The organism is Sandaracinobacter neustonicus (assembly GCF_006385875.1).
In the GTDB taxonomy this organism is placed as follows: domain Bacteria; phylum Pseudomonadota; class Alphaproteobacteria; order Sphingomonadales; family Sphingomonadaceae; genus Sandaracinobacteroides; species Sandaracinobacteroides neustonicus.
In genome coordinates, this window is record NZ_VFSU01000034.1 from 62,861 (window position 1) to 77,841 (window position 14,981).

The 14,981-nt window shown below is 67.5% G+C and carries 15 protein-coding genes; 7 read left to right on the top strand and 8 right to left on the bottom strand.

Going from position 1 to position 14,981, the window contains the following annotated elements; translation table 11 throughout:
• Nucleotides 1-174: 174 nt before the first annotated feature.
• Entirely contained in the window at nucleotides 175-372 is a 198-nt protein-coding gene (locus tag FJQ54_RS15535; RefSeq protein ID WP_140929655.1) for a YdcH family protein, read from the top strand.
• Here FJQ54_RS15535 and FJQ54_RS15540 read toward each other — a convergent pair.
• Nucleotides 339-1,532 carry an aromatic ring-hydroxylating oxygenase subunit alpha gene (locus FJQ54_RS15540; protein WP_140929338.1) on the bottom strand — a complete coding sequence of 398 codons (1,194 nt, stop codon included), beginning with the start codon at nucleotides 1,530-1,532 and terminating at the stop codon, nucleotides 339-341. The two genes, FJQ54_RS15535 and FJQ54_RS15540, sit on opposite strands and share 34 nt — an antisense overlap.
• 80 nt (nucleotides 1,533-1,612) lie before the next feature.
• Here FJQ54_RS15540 and FJQ54_RS15545 point away from each other — a divergent pair, with 80 nt between their 5' ends.
• Genes FJQ54_RS15545 through FJQ54_RS15555 form a run of 3 tightly spaced genes read left to right on the top strand, consistent with a single transcriptional unit; the run spans nucleotide 1,613 to nucleotide 4,607 of the window.
• A complete protein-coding gene (locus FJQ54_RS15545) occupies nucleotides 1,613-2,950 on the top strand; it encodes an AmpG family muropeptide MFS transporter (RefSeq protein WP_140929339.1) in 1,338 nt (445 codons plus the stop codon).
• Nucleotides 2,951-3,006: 56 nt separating this feature from the next.
• Nucleotides 3,007-3,840, top strand: coding sequence for a GNAT family N-acetyltransferase (locus FJQ54_RS15550; RefSeq protein WP_140929340.1), 834 nt, complete (start codon nucleotides 3,007-3,009; stop codon nucleotides 3,838-3,840).
• Nucleotides 3,837-4,607, top strand: a complete 771-nt coding sequence (locus tag FJQ54_RS15555) for a M48 family metallopeptidase (RefSeq protein ID WP_235890495.1) — start codon at nucleotides 3,837-3,839, stop codon at nucleotides 4,605-4,607. Before FJQ54_RS15550 ends, FJQ54_RS15555 begins: the two co-directional genes overlap by 4 nt.
• A 473-nt stretch (nucleotides 4,608-5,080) precedes the next feature.
• Here FJQ54_RS15555 and FJQ54_RS15560 read toward each other — a convergent pair whose 3' ends face one another.
• The 7 genes from FJQ54_RS15560 to FJQ54_RS15590 all read right to left on the bottom strand — a co-directional run bounded on the left by FJQ54_RS15560 (nucleotide 5,081) and on the right by FJQ54_RS15590 (nucleotide 10,228).
• Nucleotides 5,081-5,356, bottom strand: a complete 276-nt coding sequence (locus FJQ54_RS15560) for an usg protein (protein ID WP_140929341.1) — start codon at nucleotides 5,354-5,356, stop codon at nucleotides 5,081-5,083.
• A gap of 111 nt (nucleotides 5,357-5,467) precedes the next feature.
• Nucleotides 5,468-5,860 carry a DUF962 domain-containing protein gene (locus FJQ54_RS15565; RefSeq protein WP_207790442.1) on the bottom strand — a complete coding sequence of 131 codons (393 nt, stop codon included), beginning with the start codon at nucleotides 5,858-5,860 and terminating at the stop codon, nucleotides 5,468-5,470.
• Nucleotides 5,860-7,020: a pyridoxal phosphate-dependent aminotransferase gene (locus tag FJQ54_RS15570; RefSeq protein WP_181160193.1), complete on the bottom strand. Its 1,161-nt coding sequence runs from the start codon at nucleotides 7,018-7,020 to the stop codon at nucleotides 5,860-5,862. The genes FJQ54_RS15565 and FJQ54_RS15570 overlap by 1 nt, the downstream gene beginning before the upstream one ends.
• Nucleotides 7,013-7,402 (bottom strand): RidA family protein, encoded by a 390-nt coding sequence (locus tag FJQ54_RS15575; RefSeq protein WP_140929343.1) that lies wholly within the window; start codon nucleotides 7,400-7,402, stop codon nucleotides 7,013-7,015. Before FJQ54_RS15575 ends, FJQ54_RS15570 begins: the two co-directional genes overlap by 8 nt.
• Nucleotides 7,403-7,458: 56 nt before the next feature.
• Nucleotides 7,459-8,718 (bottom strand): TolC family protein, encoded by a 1,260-nt coding sequence (locus FJQ54_RS15580; RefSeq protein ID WP_140929344.1) that lies wholly within the window; start codon nucleotides 8,716-8,718, stop codon nucleotides 7,459-7,461.
• 8 nt (nucleotides 8,719-8,726) lie between these two features.
• The gene (locus FJQ54_RS15585) at nucleotides 8,727-8,930 is read right to left on the bottom strand and encodes a YgaP family membrane protein (RefSeq protein ID WP_140929345.1); all 204 of its coding nucleotides are present in this window, start codon (nucleotides 8,928-8,930) and stop codon (nucleotides 8,727-8,729) included.
• A 14-nt stretch (nucleotides 8,931-8,944) separates the two neighbouring features.
• Nucleotides 8,945-10,228 (bottom strand): NAD(P)/FAD-dependent oxidoreductase, encoded by a 1,284-nt coding sequence (locus tag FJQ54_RS15590; RefSeq protein WP_140929346.1) that lies wholly within the window; start codon nucleotides 10,226-10,228, stop codon nucleotides 8,945-8,947.
• A gap of 116 nt (nucleotides 10,229-10,344) precedes the next feature.
• Between FJQ54_RS15590 and FJQ54_RS15595 the strand changes: the two genes are divergently transcribed.
• Genes FJQ54_RS15595 through FJQ54_RS15605 form a run of 3 tightly spaced genes read left to right on the top strand, consistent with a single transcriptional unit; the run spans nucleotide 10,345 to nucleotide 14,980 of the window.
• On the top strand, nucleotides 10,345-10,686 hold the full coding sequence (locus FJQ54_RS15595; RefSeq protein ID WP_140929347.1) for a rhodanese-like domain-containing protein: 342 nt from the start codon (nucleotides 10,345-10,347) through the stop codon (nucleotides 10,684-10,686).
• Nucleotides 10,687-10,688: 2 nt separating this feature from the next.
• Nucleotides 10,689-11,726 (top strand): efflux RND transporter periplasmic adaptor subunit, encoded by a 1,038-nt coding sequence (locus FJQ54_RS15600; protein ID WP_140929348.1) that lies wholly within the window; start codon nucleotides 10,689-10,691, stop codon nucleotides 11,724-11,726.
• Nucleotides 11,727-11,737: 11 nt separating this feature from the next.
• Nucleotides 11,738-14,980, top strand: coding sequence for an efflux RND transporter permease subunit (locus FJQ54_RS15605; protein ID WP_140929658.1), 3,243 nt, complete (start codon nucleotides 11,738-11,740; stop codon nucleotides 14,978-14,980).
• Nucleotide 14,981: the final 1 nt, after the last annotated feature.

Sequence of the window (14,981 nt, forward strand, 5' to 3'; positions counted from 1 at the left end):
TTTGACTGGATATGGTGTGGCGATTCCGGGGCGAAGCCCCAGATGTGGGCGAATCCGCCCGCCCACTGCACCGTGGCGGGCGCGAATCGGCAGCGGCGTTGACGGGGTGGCGCGAAGCCGCCAATGGCGGCGGGTGCACTGACGCATTTACGGATGGCCTGGCAGGGAGCGGCGATGGACGAAGCGGAGCTGAAGGCCAGGCTGAACGCGCTGACGCAGGAGCATCGCGACCTTGATGCCGCGATCGAAGCGCTCGCCCGCTCTACCACGGCGGACATGCTGCAGATCGCCCGGCTGAAGAAGCGCAAGCTGCGGCTGAAAGATGAAATCGCGCTGATTCAGGACTTGCTGATTCCCGACATCATCGCCTGATCTAACCCGCAATAGTGCGCCACCACCTCGTGGAAGCGCTTGATGCCCTGTTCCAGCCCGCCCAGTTCCAGTTCGGCGATTGCCCCTGATTCCAGCCCGCGCTGCCCGGCTTCGGCGGCACCAAAATCCTCCACGCCGAACACCTGTCCGTCAAGCAGCGCCCAGCTGCGTTGCCAGTGCGCCTCTGCCTTCTCTGTCTGCGGCTTTTCCGGGATCAGCATGAAATCCTCGACCAGCGTTTCCCCCACCGCCTGCGGCATCAGCACCATCAGATTCACATAATCCGGGCTGGCGACCAGCACGGTGCCGGGGAACAGCTGATAGGCATAGGTGAGGATGCGGCGCAGCGCCGGCCAGTCCGCGAAATCCACGCCGTCCAGCCCGCCCAGCCGCGCCACGGCGGAACGGGCGTGCGGACCGACGGTGTCGCCCGCCGTCAGCCCGTCCTCGAAGAATTTGGCGATGCTGTTCTGGTGCAGCCGCTGCACATGATAGCTTTCCAGAAACGCATCCATGATGAGCTTCCAGTTGGACCTGACCCGGTGCGTGCGCCGGGCATAAAGATGCATCTCTGCCAGCCCCAGCGCATCGAAATCGGCGGCGAGCGGGCCGGTCGCGAGATCGAAGCTGGCCGTTGCGGCCCGTTGCGGCGCGGCCCAGATCAGCCCGCCCGCCTCTGCACAGGGAACCGGCACCAGCCCGGTTTCGCGCTTGTTGAGGCCGGGGAAGGTTTCCGGGCGCGGCAGGCCCTTCAGCTGCCCATCCAGCGCATAGGCCCATGCGTGATAGGGGCAGATGACCAGCGGTTCGGCCACCGGCTCCGGCGCGTCGATCAGCCGGGTGCCGCGATGGCGGCAGGCGTTCAGGAAGATGCGCAGCGCGCCGCGTTTATCCCGCATCAGGATCAGCGGCGCGCCGAATCCGTCATGCGTCATCAGCGTGCCCGCCTGTGGCAGCATGGCCGAAGGGCCGATCACCACGGGGAAGGCGTGGAACAGCTTCGCCTGTTCGGCGGCGAAATTCTGCGCGCAGGTATAGATTGCGGCGTCCACCGTGGAGCGGATGAAGGGATGCGTCCGCGTGCCGTCGCGGCACTGCACGGCAAGGGCGATCTGCGCATCCGTCGGCGCGCGGCGCCGGGGTTCGTAAGGCGCGTTCATGGGGGCCATAGTGCGCCCTGCGGGCAAGCCCCCGCAATCCTGTTTCAATTGCGTGGAAAAGCAGGCAGACAGGGTGCCGCATGACAGACACCGCACGCCCGGACCGCTCGCTGGTCGCCGCCATCCGCCCCTATCTGGAGAAGGAACCGATTGGCGCGCTGCTGCTGGGCCTGTCCTCTGGCGCACCCTTCGCCATGATCGCTTCCACGCTGACCACGCGGCTGGCGGAATCCGGCATCGACAAGAAAACGGTGACGGCTTTCGCGCTGACCTTCCTGCTCTATAACTTCAAATTCCTCTGGGCACCGTTCATCGATCGCATCCGCATTCCCGGCCTTGCCGCCGCCGTGGGGCAGCGGCGGGCGTGGCTGTTCCTGATCGCCGCCTGCACAATTGCCGCCATTGTCTGGATGGGGCAGGTGGATCCGGTCGCGGATATCCGGCTGATGGTGATCGCCGCGCTGACGGTCGCCTTCTTCGGGGCCACATTCGACATCATCATCGACGCCTTCCGCATCGACAGCCTGAAGCCAGACCAGCTGGGCGCGGGGTCGGGGATGAGCCAATATGGCTGGCGGCTCGGCTCGGCGGGCGCGGGCGCGCTGGCGCTGGTGATGGCGGAACGTTCGGGCTGGAACACGGCCTATGCGGCGGCGGCAATGTTTGCGCTGCCCGCCGTCGCCGCCGGCCTGCTGCTGGGCGAGCCGGTGCGGCGCACCGCCGTGCTGGCGAAGGAAAAGGCCGAACCCTTCCTGAAGCGGGTGCAATCCACCTTCGTCGCCCCGCTGGCGGACTTCCTGACGCGGCCGAACGCCTGGCTGGTGCTGCTGTTCGTGGTGATCCACAAGATCGGCGACACGCTGGCGAACCTGTCGCTGCGCATCCTTCTGGCGGACCTTGGCTTCGATAAGGATGCCATCGCCGCCTATGATGTCGGCTTCGGACTGGTGGCCTTCATGGTGGGCATCTTCGTGGGCGGTATCGTCTATGCGCGAATGGGCATGATGCGATCGGTGATGCTCAGCCTGATCCTGATGGGCGTATCCAACCTGATGTTCGCCTGGCTGGCCACCATGGGCCCGGTGAACTGGGCGCTGGCCGCCACCATGGGGTTCGAGAATTTCGCCAGCGGCATGGGTGGCGTGGCCGTCGTCGCCTATCTCAGCTGGCTGTGCGACTTGCGTTTCACCGCCACCCAGTTCGCGCTGCTCTCTGCCATGTCGTCCATCCTCGGCCGTTTCGTGCAGGGGACGACGGCTGGCGCGCTGATCGAATCCATGGGCTTCGTGAATTTCTACCTACTCACCACGCTGTTGGCGGTGCCGGGAATCCTGCTGTTCTGGGTTTTGATGAAGCGCGAGCCGCCCGCGCCCGCCAGCGCACAGCCCGGTTCAGGAGCCCCCGCCGGATTGTCATAATAAGCGGCTAGAGGCCGCCTACCGGGTGACAGGCCCGGCAGGAGGTCAGACGCTCGATGCTGCATCAATCGATCGCAACAACTTCAGTCGCCCCCCAGTTGCTCGCGCGAGCGCCGCACATCCACCGGCAAGGCCAGTTGGACGTGCGCATCGCCACCAGCGAGGAGGAAATCGCCGCCGCGCAGGCGCTGCGTTACCGGATTTTCTACGACGAGATGGGCGCGAAGCCGACGCTGGCCATGCAGGCCGCGCGCCGCGACATCGACGATTATGACCATGTCTGCGACCATCTGCTGGTGATCGACCATGGGCTGGATGGGCGGCCGCAGGTGGTGGGCACCTACCGGCTGCTACGCCAGCAAGTGGCGGAGCGGCAGCGCGGCTTCTATTCGGCCGGGGAATATGATCTGGCCCCGCTTCTGGCGTCTGCCGGTGGCCAGTTGCTAGAACTGGGCCGCAGCTGTGTCGCGCCCGAACATCGCAACACCACCACCATCAGCCTGTTGTGGCGCGGCATCGCCACCTATCTGGCGCAGCACCGCATCAGCCACATGTTCGGCTGCGCCTCTTTACACGGCACCGATCCGGCGCATCACGCCGCCGAGCTGAGCTATTTGTATCACCACCATCTCGCTCCGCCGCAGCTGCGCGCCCGCGCGCTGGCCCATGCGCCCATGGACCTGCTGACCGCCGGAAGCTATGACGTGAAGGCGGCGCAGCGCGCGCTGCCGCCGCTCGTCAAAGGCTATCTGAGGGTCGGGGCCATGGTTGGGGACGGCGCGTTCGTGGACAGGCAGTTCAACACGGTGGACGTGTTCGTGCTGATGCCCGTGGACGGCATCACGCGCCGCTATCTCGACAGGTTCGCCACCGCCAACGACGCGGTTTGATCGCCGCCTTCCGATCTTTTCTGGGCACGGCGCGGCGGGAAACGCTGCCCGATCATGTGCTGCTGGGCGAGGGTCGGCTGCCGCTGATCGCACGGGTGAACCCGCGCGCGCGGCGCATGTCGCTGCGGCTGTGCACCGCCAGCCGCAGTGTGAAACTGACGCTGCCGCCCCGCGCCAGCCTTGCGCAGGCGCGTGCGTTTGTCGCCTCGCATCAGGGCTGGATCGAGGCGCAGGCCGCGCGGCGGCTGCCGCAACCCTTGCCCTTCGTTCCCGGCGCGCTGCTGCCGGTGGCAGGCGAACCGCTGCGGCTGATGCCCGGCAGCGGGCGCATCGCGCGGCGCGACGGCGACACGCTGCTGGTGCCGGGCGAAGGCCCGCTGTTCGCCGCCCGCACCCAGCGCTGGCTGAAAGCGGAATCGCTGCGCCTACTGGACTCGGAAACCCGCAGCATCGCCGCGCTGATCGGACGCGAGGTGAAAGAGGTGCGCGTGGCCGATCCGCGCAGCCGCTGGGGCAGCTGCGCCGCCGACGGGCGAATCGCCTACAGCTGGCGGCTGATCCTCGCGCCGGACTTCGTCCGCCGATCCGTGGTGGCGCACGAAGTCGCGCATCTGGCGGAAATGAACCACTCCGTCCGCTTCTGGCGGCTGGCGACGCAATTGCTGGGCGAACCGCACGACAAGGCACGCAACTGGCTGCGCGCGAACGGGCCGCTGTTGCTGAGCTATGGGGTGGCGGATGGCGGCGGGTTGGCGGAGAGGGTGTAGTTGAGGGGGCGCTGCCCCCTCAAACTCCCCCGGCAGGGGCGTGACGCCCCTGCACCCCCGACGTTTTTTGCCCCTCCCCTGCAGGGAAGGGGTTGGGGCTATCCGCTTGGCGCGAGGGTGGGTGTTTTAGTGCCTGCGGCGCTTTGGCGTGTGTTCCACGCGCCTCACCACCCGTCACCCGGATCAAGTCCGGGGTGACGGGTGTGGTTGGTGGGGAGGGGGGTGGATCAGGCCCCACGTCGCTCCCCTCTCTCCACCTCTCTCCCCAACGGGGAGAGAGAGCCTGTTGCGCCGCAGGCAATCGAATCTGATCACTGAAGCGGCGTTGGGAGTTTAGGCGCGGCGCCAAGTTTGAGGGTGCAGGGAAATCATTTCCCTGCTGGGTGCAGGGCAAAGCCCTGCCCGCCGGAGGCAAAAATCCCCGCAGGCCGTGTTCCAGAAGCGCAACCCCAAGCCGCCGATGCCCCCATCCCTCAATGCAATGTCAGCACCCCATCCACAGCCCGGAATTCGGCCGGGCTGATCAAATCGCGGTGGGCGACGCGGATGGCATGGATGGTGGCTTCGATTTCGCGCCGCCAATGCTCCAGGAAGCGGGCGAGTTCCGGGAAGGATGGGGCGAGATCCCAGCTTTGCCAGATATATTGCTGCAGCAGGCTGGGGTGATCCGGCATCCAGTAGCTGATTTCCGCCGTGAGCAGCCCATAGCCCGACATTTGCAGCCGGAACCCGTCGTCGATGGATCGCATGCCCGTCTCCTGCCTGTTGGGAGGGCATGGTTCATTGGATTGCGATTTTACGCAAGATGCTGAATTGTAACGTGAAACTGGCAGCACTCTTTGCCGGTGAGTGCCAATGGATCAGCGGGTGGCGCGCACCATGTCCACGATATCCGGCAGGCCCCGGCCCAGTGCGACGGCTTGCGCCTCCCTGCCGCTGATCTTCATCCAGAACATCCGCCAGTCGCCCATGAAGCTCCACCATGGCTTCACCCAGCTGGCGGGCTTGTTATGTTCGAAGCGGAAGTGGCCGATCCATGCGCAGCCATAGCCGAACAGGATTCCGGCCAGCACCAGCCACCAGTTGCCGGTGGCGATCAGCGCGGCGAGTGCCGCCAGCCCGCCCGCAGAGCCGAGGTAATGGATGTTGCGGTTCCGCTGATCCTGATGCGCGGCCATATAATAGGGCCAGAATTCGGCGAAGCTGGTGGGGATGGGGGGCTGGTTGGTGGACATGCCCGCATCATAACCCATCAGGCCTGTGGGATGAACTTGGCAATTCTATCAAAGGCGCGGTCCAGCGTTTCCACCTCCGGTGTCAGGCTGATTCGCACATGGCCGCGTCCGCCTGCGCCGAAGCCGCTGCCGGGCACCACCCCCACCTGCGCTTCATCCAGCAGGCGGCGGGCGAAGCGCTGATCGTCCGGCTCCACGCCGCGGCAATCCAGCATCACGAACATGCCGCCAGCGGGCATCGCCGCCGACAGTCCCTGCAGCGCGTTGGCGCGGGCGACGACATGTGTGGCCCTGTTGCGGAAGGCGAGGCGATAGTCCGCCAGTTCGGAGTCCGGCAGGGAGAGCGCGACCACGGCGGCGTCCTGCACGAACTGGCAGACGCCGAACAGCGCGGCTGCGCACCAGTCCCCCAGTGCGGCGATCAGCCGCTCAGGCGCGATGGCCCAGCCGACGCGATAGCCCGTCATCGCATGGCTTTTCGACAGGCTGTTGATGGAGACGGTGCGGCCGCGCGGGCCGTGCTGCCATGCGCGCACATCCTGCCCGTCGAAGCGGAAATGCGAATAGACTTCGTCCACCACCAGCCACAGATTGTGCTGCTCGCACAGTTCCGACAGCCGGACATAATCCGCCGGGGAGAGCGCGGTGCCGCCGGGGTTGGCCGGGCTGTTCAGGAACAGGCAGCGGGTGCGCGGGGAGATGGCGGCGGCGATCGCCTCGATGTCGGTGGACAGGTCCGCGCGGGCGGGCACGCGCACGGCGGTGGCCCCGGTGGCGGCGACCACGCCCGGATAGGTGGCGTAGAAGGGGTCTGACAGGATCACCTCGTCGCCTTCCCCTACGATCAGCGTCAGCACCGCCAGCCCGGCGTGCTGCGCGCCCGGCATCACCATCACATGGCCATGTTCGCAGCCTTCCGTGCGGGCGATGGCCGAGCGCAGCGCGGGTTCGCCGTGCAGCGGGGTGTAATGGGTGCGCCCGGCGTCCAGCCCGGCCTTGGTGGCGGCAACGATGGCCGGGTGCGGCGGGCACACGGGATCGCCCAGCGTCAGCAGCAGGATGTCCTCTCCGGCGGCCACGCGGCGCAGCCCTTCGTCGGCGATGGCCCAGCTGCTGGCCTGCCCCACGGCGGCAAGGCTGCGCGCGCGGCTGGAAAGGGGGGGCAGGGGCTCAGTCATCCGGCAACTCCGCTTCGGCTTCGATTTCGACCCGCCATTCGGGCCGTAGCAAAATGGCCCCCGCCACCACGGTGGCCGCCGGGCGGATCGCGCCGAACAGCCGCCCATGGGCGCGGCCGACGGCCTCTGCGTCGGCCGCGTCGCGCAGGAACATGCGCGTGCGTACGATGTCGGCGGCATGACCGCCCAGTGCCCCCACCGCCTCCACGATGATTTGGAGGCAGCGCTCCGCCTGCGCTTCGGCGTCGCCGGGCGTGCTGGAGCCATCCGCCTCTACGGGGGCCGTGCCCGAGACGAGGATGCGGCGGCCCACGCGCACCGCGCGGGAGAAGCCGATGCTGGCTTCATAGGGAGAGGCGGAGGCGTGGCGCGCGCGGGGCATCGGGCGCGCTTAGCGGGCGCTGCGGCGGGTGGGAAGAGCGAAGGGCATCCGGGGCCTTACGCCCCGGTCAGCGCCTTCAGCTGCCAGCCCACCACCAGCAGACGCCCTTCCGCGCGGATCAGCGCGAGGCCCGCATCCAGCGCCTCGCGTTCGGCGTCGAGCAGGCTCAGCTGCGGCTTCATACCCGTCTGTACTTCCAGCCGGGTGGCGCGCAGCGCCTCTGCGGCTGCATCCTGCTGTTGCCGGGCAGCTTCCAGCATCCGCTGCGCGGCGGAAACACCCTCGAAGGCGGCGATGGTTTCGGCCTCGATTTCGCGGCGCGCGCCTTCGTTTGCGGCCTGCGCTGCGGCGGCGTTGGCCTTCGCCTCGGCGATGCGGCCCTGCCGCCCGCCGTCGAACAAGGTCCAGCGGGCGCGCACGCCGACCACGGCCTGATCGGCGCGGTAATCGGGGAAGAACTGGTCCCGCACGGTGGAGGCCTCGGCGAAGGCACCGACGCTGGGCAGCCAATCCGCCGTGGCGGCCCTGGCCTGCGCCTGCGCCGCGCGGGCAGCGCCTGCGGAAGCCGCCAGCGCGGGGTTCGCGGCCAGCGCGGCGGAAACAGCCGCCGCGCGGCTGGCCGGTGCGGCCGGAGGTGGCGGCAGCGGGCCGAGGGCATCCGGCTCCAGCCCTGTCAGGGCGTTGAAGCGCGCCACTGCCCCGGCTTCGGCGGCAACCGCGCCTTCCAGACCGGCCTCTGCCTCTGCCCGCCGGGCGCGGGCCTGGCTGAGATCGGTGGAGGGTGCGTCGCCCGCCTTGTAGCGCAGCCCGGCCTGCCGCTCGATCTCGCGCATCTGCACCAGCTGGGCGCGGCGCAGATCAGCTTCGCGCCGGGCGGTGGCGACTTCGGCATAGGCGGCGGCGACTTCCACGGAAATGTGCGCGCGGGAGAGTTCGGCCATCGCCTCTGCGCTGCGGCGCGCGGCGCGGGCGGCTTCGCGGCCGGCCAGAATCCGCCCGCCCGCGAACAACGGCTGCTCAAGGCTGGCAAGCGCTGCGCGCGGGTTCACATCCGCCGCCTGCAAGCCGAAATAGCCCTTCGGGTCCAGCCGACCCACGCCATAAGTGCCGGAAAGGGTGGCCGTGGGCAGCAGCGCGCCATCGGCCTGAGACACCCGCGCCCGCGCCGCCGCCAGCTTGGCATCGGCTTCGGCGATGGTGGGGTTGGAGGCGAGCGCCGCCGCCAGCGCCTCGTCCAGAGAGACGGCAGCGGCGGGCCGGGCCGCGCCCAGCAGCAGAAGCCCTGTGATCAGCAGGCGGATGGCGGGCGAACGCATTGGCGTGCTCAGCGGAAGGCGTTGCCCGGGCGCAGGCCCAGTTTGCGGAAGATGATCGCGGCCGGGCAGAAGCCGGTGAAAGCGGCCTGAATCATGTTCGCCCCGGCAAAGGCCGACAGCCAGAGCCACAGCGGGTTCACGAAATGCCCCAGCGCCAGCCCGGCCAGAACCACGGCCCCGGCAAAGGCGAGAACGGCACGATCAATGTTCATCGCATCTCTCCTTGTTACTTGCGGGTGCGCAGCTTTTTCACGCCCATCGCATCGAGGGCGAGCTTTTCGTAAAAGGGTTCGGATTCCCCTTTGCGAACCTTGCGCAGGAAATATTTTTCGAAGGCGATTTTCGCCACATGCACCCATTTCCCGCTGGACGACCAATTGGTGTTCCGCGGCGGAATCTGCGGCTGGGCCACGAACGCAACGCCACCATCACCAAAGTCCGCCAGACAGATGGCGTTCCAGCTGGCCTCGAACTCCGGCTCCTTGCCGTCGAGCAGGTCGGACAGGTTGTGGGCGACGGCCGTGACCATCGATTCGATCATGAAGCCCGTTTTGGGCACGCCGACCGGAACCGGGGTGGGGCCGGTCGGCGGGATCGCCACGCACACGCCCAGCGCAAACACGTTGCGGAAGCCGGGGTTGCGCTGATGCTTGTCCACCAGAATGAAGCCGCGCGGGTTGGTCAGCCCTTCGATGCCGAACACGGCGGGCACGCCCCGGAACGGCGGCATCATCATCGCCAGCCCGAACGGCAGGTCATGCGCCTTCTTCACCTGCCCGTCGTCGCCGATTTCCTCCACATGCATCATGTTCGGATCGACCGAAGTGATCCGGCTGGAGGTGAGCCATTTGATATGACGTTCCCGCATTTCGGATTCGAGCAGGCCCTTGGTATCTCCGACACCGTCCAGCCCGAGATGGCCGATATAGGGTTCAGAGGTGACGAACGTCATCGGCACCTTGTCCCGCACCTTGCGGCGCTTCAGCTCGGTATCCACCAGCATGGCGAATTCATAGGCCGGGCCGAAGCAGGACGCGCCCTGCGCCGCCCCCACGATCACCGGTTTGGGGTCTTCGGCCAGCCGGTCGAACAGGTCTGCGGCGGCAGCGGCATGATCGGTCTGGCAGATGGAAATGGTGTTGGCTGCCGGCCCGAAGCCCGGAATCTCGTCGAAGGCGAGGTCCGGCCCCGTCGCGATTACCAGCCAGTCATAGGAAAGGCTGGTGCCGTCGTTCAGTTCCAGCCGGTTTTCGGCCGGATGCACCCGCTTTGCCCCAACGGAGGTGAAGCCGATGCCCTTTTTCTTCATCACCGGCGGCAGGTGCACGCGGATCGCCTCCGGCTCCCGCCAGCGCACCGCGACCCACGGGTTCGACGGCACGAACCAGTAATCATCGGAATTGGAAACCACCATCAGTTCCGCGCGACCCTTTACAGCGTCGGCCACTTCATAAGCGGCAATGGTGCCGCCCAGTCCGGCGCCCAGAACGATAATCTTCGGCAGTGCCATCTCGCCCGATCTCCCCGCCAGTCGGCGCCTGAATTTTGCCCGGAATGTGACCCGGTGTCTTGACTATATATTAGTAATATAGAATATATGCAAGTATGAATTCAGGAGACGAAAACATGTTCGGATTCGGCAGGAAGGCCAGCCCGCGTGACATCGGCGCACAGGCGCTGGGCGGCATGGTGACGGCGGGCGAGGTGCTGGTGGTGGACGTGCGCGAGCCGCATGAGTTCGCGGCTGGCCATATTCCGGGCGCGATCAACCTTCCGCTCTCGCGCTTTTCCCCCGCACAACTGCCGGATGCAAAGGGCCGCAAGCTGGTGCTGAACTGCGCGGCTGGCGGGCGCTCTGCACGGGCGATGGCCGCATGCGATTCGGCGCGCGCCGCAGTCGACGGGCATCTGGCAGGCGGCATGTCCGCATGGGCGGCGGCCGGGCTGCCCGTCGAGCGCGGGGCCTGATCATGCGCGCCCACCTGCTATTGACGGCTCCGCTGGCGCTGGCCCTTTCGGCGTGCGGCAGTGGGGAACCCGCCGCCGTGCCGCCGCAAGCCGTCGTGACAGGCGAGCGCTTCACCCTGCGGCCGCAGCAATTACCGGATCTGGCCGAGGTGCCCGCCACCGTCACAACGCGCGATATGGCAGAGGCGCGGGCGCGGATTCCGGGCGTACTGACGGCTCTGAACGTACACGCGGGCAGCCGCGTTTCCGCCGGGCAGCCAATCGCCCTCATCACCGACAGCCGGTTGACGCAGGAGGCCGCAGCGCAGGGGGCAGGCGCGGCGGCTGCCGAAGCGCAGGCTGCGCGCGCGAAGGCCGATCTGGATCGAATCCGTTTCCTGCACCGCGAAGGCGTCTATGCGCAGGCGAAGCTGGACGAGGCGCAGGCCGCCTCGCGCGCGGCCAATGCCATGCTAGCGGCAGCCCGCGCCCAGCAGGGGGCGGTGAAGGCGGTGGAGGGGCAAGGCGTGGTTCGCGCGCCAGCCGCCGGAACCGTTCTCGTGGCCGATGTGCCGGAAGGCTCGGCCGTCGCGCCGGGGATGCTGATCGCCACCATCACAGCCGGGCCGCCCATCGTGCGGCTGGACGTGCCCGAAGGGCTGGCCGCCCGGCTGCGGGCGGGTGCCGAGGTGCATGTGAGCGGGCTTGCGGGGCAGGCGGCAGGTGAAACGGCGATCGGCCGCATTGTCCGAATCTACCCCGGCGTCAGCGATGGGCGGACCCGCGCCGACGTGACGGTTTCGGGCCTCAGCCCCGAACTGGTTGGCCAGCGCGTGGCCGCCGCCGTGGAAGCCGGCGCGCGCGAGGGGCTGGCCGTTCCCGCCCGCTTCGTGGAACAGCGCTTCGGCCTGCGCTTCGTACGCCTGTTGTCGGCAGACGGCAAGCGCGCCGCCGATGTGCCGGTGGAGGTGCGCCCGCTGGCCGATGGCCGGGTGGAAATTCTCTCGGGCCTGCATGGCGGAGACATGATCCTCGCGCCGCACGCAGGGGCTGGAAAATGACTCGCCCCGCCGTGCCACTGGGGGTGGCTGGTCGGCTGACGAAGGCGACGATCCAGTCCCCCCTCACGCCGCTGCTGCTGCTGGCGAGCCTGCTCATCGGGCTGCTCGCCATCATGACCATCCCGCGCGAGGAGGAGCCGCAGATTTCGGTGCCGATGGTCGATCTGGAACTGTCGGTTCCCGGCATGTCGGCAGCCGATGCGGTGGAGCATGTCGGCAAGCCGCTGGAGGAAATCCTGCTGGCGACCCCCGGCGTCGAGCATGTCTATGTGCAGGCGCGCGACCATGGCGTGCTGGTAACGGCCCGTTTCGAAGTCGGCTCCCGCCCGGAGGATGCGGCCATCCGCGTCTCCGAACGACTGGACGCCAATGCCGACCGCGCGCCGCCCGGCGTGCCGTGGCCGAAGGTGACGGTGCGCGGGATCGACGATGTGCCGATCCTCGTTCTCACCCTGTCGCCCGAACCGGGCGTGGCGGATCGCTGGTCGGACCGGGAGTTGCGCCAGCTGGCCGCACGGCTGCGATCGGAAATGCTGAAGGTGCCGGATGTCGGGCTGACCTTCCTTGTCGGTGGCCGGTCGGAGGCGATCCGCATCGTGCCCGATCCGGCGCGGCTGGCAGCGCATGGCGTGCCGCTGTCCGCGGTGATCGAAGCGGTGCAGCAATCCTCGCGCAGCTTCCCGGCGGGCACCGTCCGCAACCGGGGAGAGGCCGACCTGCTGGTGGCGGGCGGGCAGGTTCGCTCGGCGGCCGACCTCCAATGGTTGCAGCTGCGCTCTGTCTCCGGCGCGCCGGTGCTGTTGTCTGACGTGGCGCGGGTGGAGCAGGGCGGATCGGACGATCAGGCCCGCAGCTGGCGCATGACGCGCGACGAGCAGGGCAGCTTCACGCTGGCCCCGGCGGTGTCCATCGCCATCGCCAAGCGCACGGGTGCGAACGCGGTGACTGTTTCGGAAGCGGCGGTCGCCCGGCTGGAGAGCCTGAAAGGCAGCCTGATTCCTGACGGTGTGCGGGTGGAAGTGACCCGCAACTATGGCGAGACGGCGAACGAAAAGGCGAATGAGCTGATCTTCCACCTCGCGCTCGCCACCGTCTCCATCGTGATTCTGGTGGGCTTCGCGGTCGGCTGGCGGGAAGCGGCGGTGACAGCCATCGTCATCCCCACCACCATCCTGCTCACCATGTTTGCCTCCAAGCTGATGGGTTACACCATCAATCGCGTCAGCCTGTTCGCGCTGATCTTCTCCATCGGCATATTGGTGGATGACGCCATCGTCATCATCGAGAATATCGCCCGCCATTGGGCGATGCGAGACGGGCGCGGCCGGATCGAGGCCGCCATCGATGGCGTCGCGGAAGTGGGCAATCCCACCATCGTCGCCACGCTCACTGTGGTGATGGCGCTGCTGCCGATGCTGTTCGTCTCCGGCCTGATGGGGCCTTATATGGCCCCCATTCCGGTGAACGCCTCTGCAGCGATGATCTTCTCGTTCTTCGTCGCCGTGATCATCGCACCCTGGCTGATGGTGCGCTTTGCGCGGATGACGATCTTCGGTGTCGATCATCATGCGGCTGATGCGCATGGCGGCAAGCTGGGGCGGGCCTATGAAGCGGTGGCGAAGCGGGTGATCGCCACGCGCGGCACGGCGCTGGCCTTCCTGCTCGTGGTGGGCGTTGCCACGCTCGTCGCCGGTTCCATGTTCTATTTTCGCGCCGTCACGGTGAAGCTGCTGCCGTTCGACAACAAGTCGGAACTGCAACTGGTGCTGGACATGCCGCCCGGCACCAGCCTTGAAGACACGCAGCGCACGCTGATCGCGCTGGCGGGCATTGCCGGGCGGCAGGGCGAAGTGACGGCGATGGACCTGAACGCGGGCACCGCCGCGCCGTTCAACTTCAACGGCCTTGTCCGCCATTATTTCCTCCGCCGCGATCCCAATCAGGGCGATGTGATGATCACGCTGCAGCACCGATCTGACCGGGCGCGGTCCAGCCATGAGGTCGCGCTTGCCTTGCGCGCCGCTCTGAAGGCGGTGCCGCTGCCGCCGGGCGCGACGCTGGGCGTGGTGGAAACGCCACCCGGTCCGCCGGTGATGGCGACGCTGCTGGCGGAAATCTACGGGCCGGATGAAGCCAGCCGCCGCGCGACTGCGATGCAGGTGGAAAAACTGTTCCGCAGCGTGGATTTCATCGTCGATGTGCAGAACAGCTTCCGCACCCCTGCGCCGCAGCTGCAACTGCTGCCGAACCGGGTTGCGATCGATCATCTGGGCCTGTCTGAACGGCAGTTGCTGGATAGCGTGAGTGCGGTGATGGGGCGGCAGGTGGCGGGCTATGCCCCGCGCGGCGGCGGGCAGGTGCCACTGCCGATCGAAGTCTCGCTGGATCAATCCGCGAAGCAGTGGAACGGCGCGTTACAGGCCACCCCGGCCGCCGTTGCCGCCACACCAACGGGGCCGCGCCTTGTGGAACTGGGCGAACTGGTCACCGCGCAGACGGCAGAGGGCAGCCATATGCTGTTCCGCCGCAACGGTCGCGCCGCGGACATGGTGATGGCGGAACTGGCAGGCACGCAGGAAGCGCCGATTTACGGCATGATCGCCGTGCGCGACGCCATCGACGCGTTCGACTGGGCAAAGGCAGGGCTGGTGAAGCCGCTGATCCGCCTGAACGGCCAGCCGACGGATGAAAGCGTGCCCAGCCTGCTATGGGATGGCGAGTGGGAGATCACCTGGGTGACCTTCCGCGACATGGGCGGGGCCTTCCTGGTGGCGTTGCTGGGCATTTATGTGCTGGTCGTGGCGCAGTTCCGCAACTTCAAGGTGCCGCTGGTGATCCTGACCCCCATTCCGCTGACTCTGGTGGGAATCGTGATCGGCCATATGCTGTTCCGCGCGCCTTTCACGGCCACCTCGATGATCGGTTTCATCGCGCTGGCGGGGATCATCGTGCGCAATTCCATCCTGCTGGTGGATTTCATCAACCACGCCCGCGCGCCGGGCAAACCCATGCGCGACGTGCTGCTGGAGGCCGGGCGGATTCGCTTCAAGCCCATCCTGCTGACGGCGCTGGCAGCGATGATCGGCGCAGCGACCATCCTGATGGACCCGATCTTTCAGGGCCTCGCCATCAGTCTGCTGTTCGGGCTGGCATCTTCCACGCTGCTGACGGTGCTTGTGATTCCTGCAATCTACATCATCCTGCGGGATGATGGCCTGCCGCCGACGCACCAACCATTGCCGGATGCGGCCTGAG

Excerpts from the sequence above, each read along its gene's own strand:
- FJQ54_RS15535 (WP_140929655.1), top strand. The coding sequence starts at position 175 with ATGGACGAAGCGGAGCTGAAGGCCAGGCTGAACGCGCTGACGCAGGAG.
- FJQ54_RS15540 (WP_140929338.1), bottom strand. The coding sequence starts at position 1,532 with ATGAACGCGCCTTACGAACCCCGGCGCCGCGCGCCGACGGATGCGCAG.
- FJQ54_RS15545 (WP_140929339.1), top strand. The coding sequence starts at position 1,613 with ATGACAGACACCGCACGCCCGGACCGCTCGCTGGTCGCCGCCATCCGC.
- FJQ54_RS15550 (WP_140929340.1), top strand. The coding sequence starts at position 3,007 with ATGCTGCATCAATCGATCGCAACAACTTCAGTCGCCCCCCAGTTGCTC.
- FJQ54_RS15560 (WP_140929341.1), bottom strand. The coding sequence starts at position 5,356 with ATGCGATCCATCGACGACGGGTTCCGGCTGCAAATGTCGGGCTATGGG.
- FJQ54_RS15565 (WP_207790442.1), bottom strand. The coding sequence starts at position 5,860 with ATGGGTTATGATGCGGGCATGTCCACCAACCAGCCCCCCATCCCCACC.
- FJQ54_RS15570 (WP_181160193.1), bottom strand. The coding sequence starts at position 7,020 with ATGACTGAGCCCCTGCCCCCCCTTTCCAGCCGCGCGCGCAGCCTTGCC.
- FJQ54_RS15575 (WP_140929343.1), bottom strand. The coding sequence starts at position 7,402 with ATGCCCCGCGCGCGCCACGCCTCCGCCTCTCCCTATGAAGCCAGCATC.
- FJQ54_RS15580 (WP_140929344.1), bottom strand. The coding sequence starts at position 8,718 with ATGCGTTCGCCCGCCATCCGCCTGCTGATCACAGGGCTTCTGCTGCTG.
- FJQ54_RS15585 (WP_140929345.1), bottom strand. The coding sequence starts at position 8,930 with ATGAACATTGATCGTGCCGTTCTCGCCTTTGCCGGGGCCGTGGTTCTG.
- FJQ54_RS15590 (WP_140929346.1), bottom strand. The coding sequence starts at position 10,228 with ATGGCACTGCCGAAGATTATCGTTCTGGGCGCCGGACTGGGCGGCACC.
- FJQ54_RS15595 (WP_140929347.1), top strand. The coding sequence starts at position 10,345 with ATGTTCGGATTCGGCAGGAAGGCCAGCCCGCGTGACATCGGCGCACAG.
- FJQ54_RS15600 (WP_140929348.1), top strand. The coding sequence starts at position 10,689 with ATGCGCGCCCACCTGCTATTGACGGCTCCGCTGGCGCTGGCCCTTTCG.